The sequence below is a fragment of the Acidobacteriota bacterium genome (genome assembly GCA_009838525.1).
GTDB lineage: Bacteria > Acidobacteriota > Vicinamibacteria > Vicinamibacterales > UBA8438 > VXRJ01.
Map to the genome: position 1 here is coordinate 137,156 of VXRJ01000035.1, position 13,247 is coordinate 150,402.

Genomic DNA, 13,247 nt, shown 5'->3' on the forward strand with positions numbered 1-13,247 from the left:
CGCATCGACGCGCGGCCACAAACTTGAGGGAGGGGAGCGTGCCAACACGGGCGATGCAAGTTGCGGCGGGTGTCGTGGCCGGCGGGCTGCTGGCGGCGGCGCCATCCACGGCGGCGGCGCAGACCGACAACGGCGAGTGGCGGAGCTACGGCGGGGACATCGCCAACACGCGATACGCCCCGCTGGACCAGATAACGGGCGGCAACTTCAACGAGCTGGAGATCGCCTGGCGGGTCAACACCGCCAACTTCGGGCCGGAGCCGGAGTTCAACTTCCAGGCGACGCCGCTGATGGTGGACGGGGTGCTGTACTCCACCGCCGGCCTGCGCCGCGCCGTGATCGCGGTGGACGCCGGCACGGGCGAGCTGCTCTGGATGTACCGCCTCGACGAGGGCGAGCGGGCGGAGGTGGCGCCCCGGCGGCGATCGGGACGCGGCCTCGCCTATCGGGACGACGGCGGCGATGGGGAGATCTTCTATGTGACTCCCGGCTACCGGCTCGTCGGACTCAACGCCAGGACCGGCGAGCGCATCGCGAGTTTCGGCGAGGACGGCATAGTCGACCTGATACAGAACATGGATCAGGAGATCGATCCGCTCTCGGGCGAGATCGGCCTGCATGCGACGCCGCTCGTGGCCGGCGACACCATCGTCGTCGGCGCGGCGCACGTACCCGGCGGCCGGCCCCGCTCCATGCGCAACACGAAGGGGTACATCCGCGGTTTCGACGCGGATACCGGCACGCGCAAGTGGATCTTCCACACCATCCCGGGGGCGGACGAGTTCGGCAACGACACGTGGCTGAACGACTCGTGGCGCTACACCGGCAACACGGGGGTCTGGGGGCAGATCAGCGCCGATCTGGAAGAAGGCATCGTCTACCTGCCGACGGAGATGCCGACCAACGACTATTACGGTGGCCACCGGCACGGCGACAACCTCTATTCGGACAGCCTGGTGGCGGTCGACATCGACACCGGCGAGCGCCTGTGGCACTTCCAGTTCATTCATCACGACGTATGGGACTGGGACCTGCCGTGCGCGCCGATCCTGGCCGACGTGATGATCGACGGCGAGCTTCGCAAGATCGTGGCGCAACCGAGCAAGCAGGCGTGGCTGTACGTCTTCGATCGCGTGACCGGGGAGCCGATCTGGCCGATCGAGGAGCGCGAGGTGGAACCGTCGAACGTGCCGGGCGAGCTGCTGGCGCTGACCCAGCCCTACGTGACGAAGCCGCCCGCGTATGACCGGCAGGGGGTCGACCTCGACGACCTGATCGACTTGACGCCCGAGCTGCGGCGGCGGGCCGAAGAGATCGCGTCGCGGCACCTGATGGGGCCCATCTTCACGCCGCCGACCGTCTCGGAGGCGGACGGGGTTTACGGCACCCTGATGCTGCCGTCGCAGGCGGGCGGAACCAACTGGCCGGGCGGCTCGCTCGACCCCGAGACCGGCATCATCTACCTGTACACGTTCACCCAGGTGGTATCGCTCGGTCTGATCAACGATCCGGAGCTATCGGACATGAACTTCATCCGCGGGCGCGGAGAGGGGATTTCCGCCCGGGAAGCGTCGCTGGCCATTGAGGGAATCCCGATCGTCAAGCCGCCCTGGGGCCGCATCACCGCCATCGACCTCAAGGAGGGAGAGATCGTCTGGCAGGTCCCGCACGGCGAGACGCCGGACAACATCCGCAACCACCGGCTGCTCGAAGGCGTCGACGTCCCCCGCACCGGACGCATTGGGCGGGTCGGGACGCTGAACACTCCGACGTTGGTTATTGCGGGGGAGGCGGGTACGTTCACCACGCCGTCCGGCGAAGTGGGAGCGATGCTGCGCGCCTACGACAAGATGTCGGGCGAAGAGGTGGGCGCCGTTTACATGCCGGCGGGAGTTACCGGGTCGCCGATGACCTACCTGCACGACGGCCGGCAGTACATCGTTACGGCGATTGGCGGCGCCGGGGTCCCGGGCGAGTTGATCGCCTACCGCCTGCCGGAGGAGTAGCCGCCCGGGTGTCCCAGTCGTAACGCTCCGGAAAGCGGCCTTCCGGCGCAGCGCCGAAAGTGCTCCTGAGGGCGGTCGTTGGATCGACCGGCGCCGGAGGGGGCGGGGGGCGGGTTCGCGTCGGGCGACGACTTGGTCACGGCTGCTGCTCTTCGATGCGGTAGAGATGGGTGTCGGTGCGTATGAACGCCGCGCCGTCCGAGACCGCCATCGAAGCGAGCGTCGATCCATCGAGCCGGTTCCGGGCGAGCTCGCGGTACTCCGTTCCGGGCTCGATGACGATCGTTACGCCTTCCTCGTTCTGGAAGTAGATGCGCCCGCTGGCGAAGATCGGTGAGGCGGAGTGGTTGCCGCCGAGCCGCTGCTGCCAGTGAATCTCCCCGGTCAGCGCGTCGACGCAGGTCCCGATGCCGAAGTCGGTGACGATGTACAGCTCGTCGCCGACGAGAATCGGCGACGGAGTAAGCGGCGCGCCGCGGCGCAGCCGCCAGGCGACGTGCGAGCGTGTGACGTCGCCGGTGCCGTCCGCGCGGACGGCCATCAGCGTTGGTGTCTGGAAGCCGGTCGACAAGTAGACAAGCCCATGGCCGTAGACGGGACGGGGAACGTTCGAGAAGCCGTTCGGGTAGCCGACGCTCCAGATCTCGTCTCCCGTAGCGGGGTCGTGGCCCGTCGTGCGGAACGCGCTGACGTTGACGATCTGCTCGCGGTCCCCGACCTCGATGGCGAGGGGCGTCGAGTAGGCCTGCGACACCGGATCCGGCCGCATCGATCGCCAGCTTTCCTCCCCCGTGCGCGCATCGACCGCGACGAGGTAGGCCGTGTCGTAGCCGTCGATGCTCACGATGAGCCGGCCGTCATGGAGGATCGGCGATCCGCCGTTGCCGTGCTGGGTGATGTGCGGAAAGTGCGTTCGCCAGAGCACCTCGCCGTCCGTGCTGACGGCGGCCGTGCCCGTCGCCCCGAAGTGGACGTACACCCGCTCGCCGTCCGGGTCCAGGACCGGCGTCGGCGAGGCGAGGCTGTTCTTCGGATTGAGCGGACTTACCTCGCTGCTGTCGAACACCGCCACGTCGAGCGTGTTCGAGCCGGTCGCGACATCGTAGGCGAGCAGCCGCAGCGAGCTGCCTTCATCCGGATCGACGACGGCGGTCGTCATCCAGAGACGCCCGTCGGCAATGACCGGGGACGACCAGCCGAGGCCTGGAATCGGCGTCTTCCAGGTGACGTTGCGTGTCTCGCTCCATTCGAGTGGGACCGAGGCGTCGGGTGCATGTCCCTGTCCCGTCGGTCCTCGAAACTCGGGCCAGTCGTCGGCCTGCGCGACGACGCCGTCGCCGGCGGCGCAGGCCACGATCGCGACGACCGCCGCGGCCAGCCGTGTCGATGCGGTCCCGTTCATTGTTCGCTGGCCGCATTGTATACACCGCTCCGGGAGTACGCCGAGTGGCCTTGGCCGGTCGTATAATCCGGTGGCGAATGGCGCCACCTCGGGGAGGGCGAGATGCGTGACATGACGAACGCGGCGGTGCTTCGGCTGGCGTTGATCGGCGTGTTCGCCGGCGCGGCGATCGCGACGATGGTCGTGATCGGACAGGAACCGGAGACGTTGAGCATCACGGAGGTCAAGGACGGCGGCGGCGTGATGACGCGCGCTGACGTCCAGGCGTTCCGGGATCAGTTCGTCGCGGTGCGCGAGCGCATGCACACGCTGATTGAGGGAGGCCTGCGCAAGGAGGACGCGGAGGCGCGGATCGTCACGCCGGAGCTGAGTTGGACCCAGGCGGAGAACGGACTGTTCATGCGCCGCAGCATCCCCGGCTTCTACGATGAGATCGCGGCGGAGCGGTAGGACTCGGAGGATGACGATGCCGATCTGGAGGGGGCGGGCGGCCCTAGCCGCCGTCGTGATGTTCTGCGGACTGGTCCCGGCGCCGGCCGCGGCCCAGGATGTCGAATGGCGGTCGTACGGTTCGGACGCCGCCAGCAGCAAGTACTCGCCGCTCGATCAGATCAATGCCGACACCGTCGGCGACCTGGAAATCGTCTGGCGACAGTCGGTGGTCCCGGAGGCGATCCGGCCGGACGCCGACTTCACGCCGCCGATCGCATCGCAGAACACGCCGTTGATGGCGGACGGCCGCCTCTACATCAGCACCGGCCTCGGCACCGTCGCCGCCCTCGACGCCACGACCGGCGAGTTGCTCTGGCACGATCTCCCGCCGGGGCGCGACGGCGAGCCGTTCACGCGGGTTCGCCAGACGCGGGGAGTGGCCTACTGGGACGATCCGCAGAGCGACGACGCCCGCGTCCTGGCCGTGGTCGGCTCGTCGCTGGTGGCCTTGAACGCAAGCACCGGCGAGCGCTATCCCGACTTCGGCGACGGCGGGGAAGTCGACCTCCGGGAAGGATTCCGCCGCCCCGTGGAGACGTTCGGCTGGGGCTCGGCGCCGCTCGTTGTCGGCGATATCGTCGTCATCGGCTCGTTCATGACCGACGTGACGAACGCGTCGATGCCGGCGCTCAAGGAAATGCCGCCCGGCGACGTCCGCGGCTTCGACGTGCGGACCGGCCGGCAGGTCTGGATCTTTCATACCGTCCCGCAGGAAGGGGAGCCGGGCAACGAGACGTGGCTCACGGCCATCAACGAGGACCGGGCGTCCTGGGAATACACCGGCAATACCAACATGTGGGCGTGGCCGAGCGCCGACGAGGAACTGGGCTACGTTTATCTGCCGCTGTCGACCCCCACCAACGACTACTACGGCGGGTACCGGCCGGGGGACAACCTCTTTGCCGAGAGCATCGTTTGCCTGGATGCGCGGACCGGCGAGCTGGTCTGGTACTTCCAGGCCGTGCACCACGGCATCTGGGACTATGACTTCGCGGCCGCGCCGAACGTCGTCGACATCCGGCTGCCGGGCCGCGCCGAGCCCGTGCGCGCGCTCGCCGCGGTGAGCAAGCAGGCGTTCACCTACGTCTTCGACCGGGCGACTGGGGATCCGATCTGGCCGATCGAGGAACGGCCGGTCGCGGCGGGCAACGTGCCGGGCGAGTGGTACGCGGAGACGCAACCCTTCCCGACGAAGCCGCCGCCCTTCGATCAGCAGGGGACGGCAATCGACGACCTGATCGATTTCACGCCGGAGTTGCGCCGCGACGCGCTGGAGGTGTTCGAGCAGTACGTCACGGGCCCGCTGTTCACGCCGCCCTCGTTGGTGGATCGCGAGCCCGGGGGCACCAAGGGCACGCTCCAGATGCCCGGAGTCGTGGGCGGCGCCGACTGGGGCGGCGCGGCGGTCGATCCGGAAACCGGCATCCTGTACGTTCCTTCCGTCCACAGCGAATCGGTGATCGGCATCGTCGAGTCCGAGCATCCCCGCTCGGACATGCGCCTGGTCGTGGAGACGCTGGCTACGCTGCAGGGACCGAACGAGCTTCCCCTCTTCAAGCCGCCCTATGGCCGCCTCGTCGCCATCGACCTGAACCGGGGCGAGATCCTCTGGTCGGTCGCCAACGGCGACGGCCCGCGCGACCATCCCGCCCTGCGCGACCTCGATCTGCCGAAGCTGGGCCAGCCGGGACGCGTGTCGCCGCTTGTCACGAAGTCGCTCGTCTTTCTGGGCGAAGGCGGCAACGCCGGCGTCGTCGTGCTGAACAACGTGTACGGCGGGGCCGGCGGGAAGATGTTCCGCGCCTACGACAAGGCGACCGGCGACGTGGTCTGGGAGAAGACGTTGCCGGGCGGCACGACCGCCGCGCCGATGACGTACATGGTGGACGGCCGCCAGTACATCGTGGTTACGCTCGGCTGGGAAGACATGCCCTCGGAATACGTCGCCCTCGCGCTCCCGGACTAGAGCGAAGCCGGAATCTAGGTGCAGCCTGGGCGTCGATCGTCCGATACAACGGACGATGATCGGGGGACAGGAGTGAGCCCGATGCTGCAGCCGCCGCTACCGTTCGATCTCCTAGGCGCGGCCTCGATCCCGAAGCGGGTTGCCGCGACGGCGGCCGGGTCGGATTCGACGCGATTCGTTTCCGGCGAGAGGCTGCCCTTCCTGGGCCGCGGCATTCCGCTGGCAATCGAAACCGACCGGGAGATCCGCACGCCGCAGGTGCATTTCGAGATGAAGCGGTTCCGCGTGGTCCTGCCGCCTGGTCTGCCGGCTGACGATCGCGCCGACCGGATCCGCCACGCCTTCGTTGCCTGGTACCGGCGCGAGGCGGACCGGCGGCTGAACGACAGCGTCGAACGGTGGTACCCCCGATTCGACGTGGCGACGAAACCGCGGGTGCTCATTCGGGATCAGCGGCGGCGGTGGGGGAGTTGCGACCGGGACGGCACGCTGCGCCTCAACTGGCGAAACGTGATGCTGGAGCCGGGGCTGTTCGACTATGTAGTCGCGCACGAACTGGCGCACCTGGCCGTCAGGAATCACTCGGACGCCTTCTGGAAGCACCTCACGAGCGTCATGCCGGACGCGCGCGCCCGCAGGCAGCGGCTGGCCGACGCGGGACGCCGCTTGCCCTTCTAGCAGGCTATCGGCGGCGCACGAGCAGCCAGCCGAGGACGAAGACGGCGACGCCGGCGCCGAAGATTCTCGGACTGGGTCCGAGCGGTCCGGCGGTGACGATCGAGACGAGCAGCAACCACATCCCGAGGAGCTGAAGGCCGCGGCCGACGTAGTAGACGACACTGGGCATCAGCTCTCGCTTTCCTCGTCCGGGCGGCGCTTCTTCGCCTTCAACCGGATCCAGGCGTCCAGCCGGCGTGCAAGTTCCTTCTCGAAGCCGCGGCTCGCGGGACGGTAGTAGCGTCGGCCGGAGAGCACAGAGGGAAGACAGTCCATGCCGGTGACGGCGTCGGGGTCGTCGTGAGCGTACCGGTAGCCCTTTCCGTAGTCGAGCTCCCGCATCAGTCGGGTCGGGGCATTCCGGAGATGGAGGGGCACCGGCTCCGCGACGTCCTTCTGCGCATCCGCCGCCGCCTGGTTGTAGGCGGCATACACGGCATTGCTCTTCGGCGCGGTCGCGAGGTACGTGACGGCCTGGGCCAGCGCCGTGTTTCCCTCCGGCATGCCGATGAAGTGGGCGGCGTCCTTGGCCGCCACCGCAAGCGTCAGAGCCGCAGGATCGGCGTTGCCGACGTCTTCCGATGCGAAGCGGATGAGGCGCCGCGCGATGTAGAGGGGATCCTCGCCGGCCTCGAGCATTCGCGCGAGCCAGTAAACCCCCGCGTCCGGGTCGCTGTTCCGGAGTGACTTGTGGAGGGCCGAGATCAGGTTGAAATGTTCCTCGCCCGACTTGTCGTAGAGGAGCGAGCGTTTCTGCAGGGCCTTGGCGAGGAGCGTGCTGTCGATCCGGCCTCCGCCGTCCGGCCCCGCGGCGAGCGTCACCGCCAGCTCAAGCAGGTTCAGCCCGACCCGGGCGTCGCCGTTCGCATGCCGCGCGATCGCGGCCAGAGCCTCGTCGTCCGCCGCAACGCCGGTTCCGCCCAGTCCGCGCTCCGGGTCGTCGAGAGCGCGCCGGAGGATTGACGTCGTCGCCTCCGGCGCGAGCGGCTGCAGGACGAATACCCTGGATCGCGAGAGCAGGGCCGCGTTCACCTCGAACGAGGGGTTCTCGGTCGTCGCACCGATCAGCGTGATGTCGCCGGCCTCGACGCGCGGCAGGAAGGCGTCCTGCTGCGCCTTGTTGAAGCGGTGGATCTCGTCGACGAACAGAATGGTCCTGCGTCCCAGCCGGCGGCGCGCATCCTCGGCTTCCGCCATGACTCCCTTGATGTCCTTGATGCCCGAAAGAACCGCGCTGAACGCGATGAAGTGGGCCTCGGTCGCGCCGGCGATCAGACGCGCTATCGTCGTCTTCCCGGTGCCGGGCGGTCCCCAGAAGATGATGGACTGGAGTGCGTCCTGTGCGATTGCCTCTCGCAGGGGCTGCCCCGGGGCGAGCAGTTCGGGCTGTCCTTCGATCTCGTCGAACGTCCGCGGCCGCATTCGTTCGGCGAGCGGCGCCCTTGCCGCGCTCCCGTGGTCCGGGTCGTCGAGATCGAACAGGCCGGCCGGCTTCATGGGTGCGCCATCCCGGCCGGCGCCGGCCGGTCCGCCGCGGTGCGCTGCCGGCGCGCCTCGTACGCGACGAGAGCCGCGGCAACCGCCGCATTGAGTGAATCGACGCCATCCGCCATCGGGATGGAGAGAATCACGTCGGCGGCGTCCGTCACCCCCGGATCGATCCCACCTCCCTCGCCGCCGATCATGACGACGGTCGGCGGCCGCAGATCCACCGCGTAGAGGGACTCGCCGCCGCGCGGCGTCGCGGCGACGACGCGGCACCCTGCCGCCGCGGCGTGCGCGGCAAGGTCGTCGGCCCGCCCGACGTCCGCCACGGGAATCCGAAAGGTGCTGCCCATCGCGCCCCGCAGCGCCTTGTCCCCGAACGGATCCGCGCTCTCCGCCGAGACGATGACGCCGCTCGCCCCCGCCGCGTCCGCCGCCCGGACGATAGCCCCGAGATTGCCGGGGTCCTGCACTCCCGCCGGCGCCAGCACGCACCCTCTCGCGAGGACCGTGCGCCGTAACAGGTCGTCCACGGCGATGGGGCAGTGTGTTGCCAGGGCGACCGCTCGTGACGGCGAGGCGGCACGGCTTACGGCGGACATCACCCGTTCGCTGCCGGCAACCAAGGCGACCCCGGCGGCCTGGCATGCCCGGACCAGCGCCGCCACCGCGGGGTCCGACTGGCGAAAGGCGGCCTGCGCCACGATCGCGGCCTCGATCTCCACCATCGCCCGAAGCGCGTCGGTCACGAGACGGACGCCGTCCAGCAGCAGATGGGTCCGAGCGCGGCGGCGGGCACGGGTCACCTCGCGGAAACGGATGACGAGTGGGTTCTGCCGGCTGCTGATTGTCTCCAAGGCAGGCGCGGTCAGTGTAGCACCCGTGGCGAAACCCTCCACAAACTGTGCTACGCTGTGAATCGCCTCTGGATCCCGGTCCATCGCCCGCATGAAGGCACGGCTCATCAAACGGTTCGAAGACGAAATCGCCACGCTCGATCGCGAGCTGAAGCACGAACTCCCGAAAGAGATCCAGCGTGCGCGGGAGCTGGGTGATCTGCGCGAGAACGCCGAGTACCATGCCGCCAAGGAACGGCAGCGCCTGGTGGAAGCGCGTATCGGCATGCTGCGGGCCCGCGTGTCGGAACTGTCGCTCATGAACCTCGACAGCCTCCCGCATGACCGGGCCGGTTTAGGTTCCCGGGTGGAGTTGCGCGGCGTCGATGGGGAGACGGTCAGCTACGAGCTGGTGATGCCGGAGGATGCCGACCCGTCCAAGGGGTGGGTCTCCACCGCGTCGCCGATCGGCCGGGCGATCGTCGGTAGGGAAGAAGGGGACGAGATTCAGGTGACCACCCCGGCGGGCGTTCGTGACTTCGAATTGATCAGGTTGACCACCCTCCACGAGGTGTAACGTCCGGCCGTGCCAGTTGCCGAGTCGTCGCATCGCTACATACCGCAGTTGCGAACCGCGCTCGTGTTGACGGGCACCGGCACCGCCGGCGCGTACCACGCCGGCGTGCTCCGCGCCCTTTCGGAGGCGGGCGTGAAGATCGACTTGATTGCCGGGCGCGGCATCGGGGCGGTCGGTGCGCTGTTCGCAGCGGTGGACGGCGGCGCGCGGCTCTGGGAGGACGGCGGCCGATGGCGGGGGCGCGGCGTCCGCAAGCTGTATCGGTGGCGCCGCTCGCTCCGGATCGCCACGTGGATTCTCGCCGCCATTCTCGCCGCCCTGGCAGTCCCGCTGCTGGCGTTGGCCGGAGCGGCGGTCGTCTATCCCGCGAGCTACTTCCTCGGGCTTCTGGGGATCGACGCGGGGGCGGCGGTGGCCGCCGCGTACGGCCGACTGCTTGCGGCGCAGTTCGATCCGTCCGGCCTCTCCGGCTACATCTCGCGGCTCGTGGTAGCGGCCGTCGCGACGCTTCTGGCGTTTCTGCTGATTGACGCATTCCAGACCAAGACCCGATCGCATCGGCGCCGCCGTGCCCGGGGCGGCCTTTGGTGGCGGCTGGTCGGCACGCCGCTAGACCGGCAGGCGCCGGCCGACTGGTTCATCGGCGGGCTCTGGGAATTGATGCGTGGAGCCGCGTCCGTCGCTCCGCCCGGGCGGGACGACCTGGGAAAGCGCTACGCCGAGTTGTTGTCCGACAACCTGGGGCATCCCGGTTTCCGCGAGCTGCTCGTGCTTGTGCACGATGTCGACGCCCGGCGGGACATCGCGTTCGGCCTGCTGGGCGAACCGTACCGCGCGGCCTTCTTTCAGGGCGCCGCGGACGACCCTGACCGGCCGCTGGAAGCGATCGACGCGAGCGGCGATGCGGGCCGCCATCTGATGGACGCGCTGGTGGGTGCGCTGAGCGTTCCGGTGGTGACCGACCCGCATCTTGTGGCGTTCGCGGCGGAGAGCGCCTGGCGGGGCGAGACGCATCGGCTGTGCGACCGGTTCGAGGGGACCGCGCGCCTGCTCGACGACGTGGCGCGGGCCGGAGCGACGCAGGTGATCGTTGTTTCCGCCGTTCCCGCCGCCGCCGGCCCGCACGCGCTGGATGCCGATCGCCGCGACATGCGGGGCCGGGCGGGACAGTACCTGGTCGGCCTGGAGACCGCCGCGCTGCAGGACGCCATCGCGAGCCGGCGTGATCGCTTCTCGGCGGTGTTCGAGGTGCGGCCCTCCCACAATCCGATCGGCCCTTTTGATTTCGACGGCTGCTACGACGAGCGCTCCGACCGGCGCGTTGCGCTCGCCGAGCTGCTCAACCGGGGCTACGAGGACGGGGGCTCGCAGTTCGTCGATGCGGTGGTGGGAGCCAGCGGCGAACTGATCGAAACGCCGCAGGGCGAGCGCTCGGCCGCAACGGAGCCGTCGCTGTCGGAACGCCTGGCGGGTCATGGCGGGACGCCCGTGATCGACCCGACGCCGCCCGGATCCGCCGGCCCGGCCAGCTTGTTCCCCGACGACTAGCTGGCGCGGTTGAATGCCGGCCTGGAGGCCGGCGCACCGGAGGCCGGCGCACCGTAGTGCTAGGAACGGCGGTCGGCGCCGCCACCGCGACGCGGCTCGGAAAGGAACTCCCGTGCGAGACTTCCGAGCCGTGAGGCGATCGCCTCCTCACCGGCGGCCCCGAAGGTCGTCTCGAAATCTGCAAGCGGCATGACCGCCTTTGCCATCGAGCGGTGCCCCCCGGCGCTGCCGATCGTATTGAAGAGCCTGGTGACGAACCGGCCGGCGTTACGCGAGTAGCCCAGGTTGCGGACCGACACGATCAGATTCCCGTTCAGGACCCCGGAGACTACCGACCACTGCACCTCGTCGATCTGCAACAGGTAGTCGGCGACGAAGGGCACCAGGTCCTCGCGCGGCAGTTCCCCGAGGTGTGCGGCGAACACCTGATCGTGCACTTCGCCGGATTGCGCCGCGCGGGCGACGTAGCGCAGCCGCTCGAGGGTGATGGAGCCTTCCATCTTCCGGACCAGCGCGGTGTCGGCAAGCGGGTAGAGGTATGTGAACGCCTGGAGATCGCTTTGGTTGGTTTGCCGCGACAGAAAGAGCGTGTCCGACTTGATCGCATAGAGCATCGCCGTCGCGATGCGCTCGGAGATGTTGACATCCACCGCCCGCAGGTGCTCCGTCAGAATCGTGGCGGTCGAGCCGTAGTCGGGCCGGATGTCCCGGAAGCGGGCCTTGTAGCCGGGCCGCTGGGGATGGTGATCCACCACCAGGTCGGCACTGTCGAGTAAACCGCCGAAGTAGCTGGGCTGCACGTCGACCGTCACGATGCGGTCGTACGACCCGAGAGACTCCGCCGTCAGCGGTTCCACTTCGATGTCGAGCAGCTCCGCCATGCGCAGGTTCTCGGGGCGCGTGACGCCGTGGAACGCGCCCAGTATGGCCGTGGTCTTGTTCCGGTGAAGCAGCGCGCGCATGGCGAGACCGCTCGCCAGGGCGTCCGGGTCGGGATCGTGATGCAGAAGGATCAGGACGCGGCCGGCATCGTCGAAATGGTGTTGGTACCGCTCGACGAGCGTTCGAAGGGAGGGCTCGGCTTTCTCCGCAAGCTCCACCTTCGCCTGCTTCATGACGACAAGAGGATTATAAGCGTGGTCGATACGGACCGGCGCGTGACGCTGCGCCGGCCCGTCGTCGCTGCGGTATCATCAGCGCACGATGACGCGAGTCCGCCGGGGCGCCCAGCCGGGTTTCCTGCCCGCCACCGGCTGGATCGCGGCCCTGGCCATCGTGTTTAGCGCAACCGGGGCGGCGGCCCAGCGTCCCACCTTCACGAGCGGCATCGACCTGGTCCACGTCGGCGTGACGATCACCGACGACGACGGCAACCTGATAACCGACCTCACGGTCGACGACTTCGACGTGCTGGAGGATGGCCAGCCCCAGGAGATCAGCTATTTCTCGGTCGGCCTGGAGAGCGACGCGGAACTGATCCCTCTTCACCTCGGTCTGCTGTTCGACATGAGCGAGAGCATGGGACGGAGCGAACGGTTCCAGAAGACCGCCGCCATCCGTTTCCTCAACACGCTCACCTATGCCGCCGACATGACGGTGGTTGATTTCGACACCGAAGTGCGCGTCGGCCGGTACGGCCAGGCGGATTTCGGCCGGCTCATCGAGCGGATTCGGGGCCGGCGCCCCGGGGGCTACACCGCGCTCTACGACGCGCTCGGCGTCTATCTGGACGGGGCCTTCGAGCAGGATGGACGAAAGGTGCTGGTGCTCTACACGGACGGCGAGGATACCCGGAGCCGGTTGACGATCCGGGAAGCGCGCGACCTGCTGCGCGCGTCCGACGTCACCGTGTACGCGGTCGGATTCCAGGAGTCGCTCAGGTCGCGCCAACGGTTACGCCAGCGGGTGCTGCTGAACCAGTTGACGGAGCTCACGGGCGGCTATTCGTACTTCCCGAACACCGTCGACGAACTTGACGAAATCTACGCCCGGATTGCCGAGGAACTCGACGGGCGCTACTCGCTCGGTTTCGTCTCGGCCAATGGGCGCCGTGACGGCACCTGGCGGGAGCTGGAGGTACGCCTGCGGGATCCGGATCGCCGCGACGAGCTGCGCGATGCGCGAATCCGGGTGCGCGAAGGCTACTTCGCTCCGTGGAGCGAGGCGGAGGCCGAGGGCGAAGCCGCGCCGGACCGCGACGACGGGCGCTGATCGCTCG

At 68.7% G+C, this 13,247-nt stretch carries 10 protein-coding genes and 1 pseudogene; 7 read left to right on the forward strand and 4 right to left on the reverse strand.

Annotated elements, in window-relative coordinates; genetic code table 11:
• The first annotated feature begins 38 nt into the window (after positions 1 to 38).
• Complete coding sequence (locus F4Y45_15995; GenBank protein ID MXY26006.1) at positions 39 to 2,006, forward strand: PQQ-binding-like beta-propeller repeat protein; 1,968 nt, start codon at positions 39 to 41, stop codon at positions 2,004 to 2,006.
• Positions 2,007 to 2,142: 136 nt separating this feature from the next.
• Here F4Y45_15995 and F4Y45_16000 read toward each other — a convergent pair whose 3' ends face one another.
• Positions 2,143 to 3,408, reverse strand: a complete 1,266-nt coding sequence (locus F4Y45_16000; protein ID MXY26007.1) for a PQQ-binding-like beta-propeller repeat protein — start codon at positions 3,406 to 3,408, stop codon at positions 2,143 to 2,145.
• Positions 3,409 to 3,510: 102 nt separating this feature from the next.
• On the opposite strand from F4Y45_16000, the gene F4Y45_16005 reads away from it, so the two are divergent.
• From F4Y45_16005 to F4Y45_16015, 3 genes are all read left to right on the forward strand, one after another.
• Entirely contained in the window at positions 3,511 to 3,858 is a 348-nt protein-coding gene (locus F4Y45_16005; protein MXY26008.1) for a hypothetical protein, read from the forward strand.
• 16 nt (positions 3,859 to 3,874) lie between these two features.
• Positions 3,875 to 5,866, forward strand: a complete 1,992-nt coding sequence (locus F4Y45_16010; GenBank protein MXY26009.1) for a PQQ-binding-like beta-propeller repeat protein — start codon at positions 3,875 to 3,877, stop codon at positions 5,864 to 5,866.
• An 81-nt stretch (positions 5,867 to 5,947) separates the two neighbouring features.
• Positions 5,948 to 6,544 (forward strand): M48 family metallopeptidase, encoded by a 597-nt coding sequence (locus tag F4Y45_16015; GenBank protein MXY26010.1) that lies wholly within the window; start codon positions 5,948 to 5,950, stop codon positions 6,542 to 6,544.
• A 168-nt stretch (positions 6,545 to 6,712) separates the two neighbouring features.
• On the opposite strand, the gene F4Y45_16020 is transcribed toward F4Y45_16015, so the two are convergent.
• The gene (locus F4Y45_16020; protein ID MXY26011.1) at positions 6,713 to 8,080 is read right to left on the reverse strand and encodes a replication-associated recombination protein A; all 1,368 of its coding nucleotides are present in this window, start codon (positions 8,078 to 8,080) and stop codon (positions 6,713 to 6,715) included.
• Positions 8,077 to 9,033, reverse strand: coding sequence for an RNA methyltransferase (locus F4Y45_16025; protein MXY26012.1), 957 nt, complete (start codon positions 9,031 to 9,033; stop codon positions 8,077 to 8,079). Before F4Y45_16025 ends, F4Y45_16020 begins: the two co-directional genes overlap by 4 nt.
• Between F4Y45_16025 and F4Y45_16030 the strand changes: the two genes are divergently transcribed.
• A complete protein-coding gene (locus F4Y45_16030) occupies positions 9,017 to 9,481 on the forward strand; it encodes a transcription elongation factor GreA (GenBank protein MXY26013.1) in 465 nt (154 codons plus the stop codon). The genes F4Y45_16025 and F4Y45_16030 overlap by 17 nt on opposite strands.
• Before the next feature lie 96 nt (positions 9,482 to 9,577).
• A pseudogene (locus tag F4Y45_16035) lies at positions 9,578 to 9,673 on the forward strand (patatin).
• A gap of 1,415 nt (positions 9,674 to 11,088) precedes the next feature.
• Here F4Y45_16035 and F4Y45_16040 read toward each other — a convergent pair.
• Positions 11,089 to 12,144 carry a phosphoethanolamine methyltransferase gene (locus F4Y45_16040; protein MXY26014.1) on the reverse strand — a complete coding sequence of 352 codons (1,056 nt, stop codon included), beginning with the start codon at positions 12,142 to 12,144 and terminating at the stop codon, positions 11,089 to 11,091.
• An 88-nt stretch (positions 12,145 to 12,232) separates the two neighbouring features.
• On the opposite strand from F4Y45_16040, the gene F4Y45_16045 reads away from it, so the two are divergent.
• Entirely contained in the window at positions 12,233 to 13,240 is a 1,008-nt protein-coding gene (locus F4Y45_16045) for a VWA domain-containing protein (protein ID MXY26015.1), read from the forward strand.
• Positions 13,241 to 13,247 lie beyond the last annotated feature (7 nt).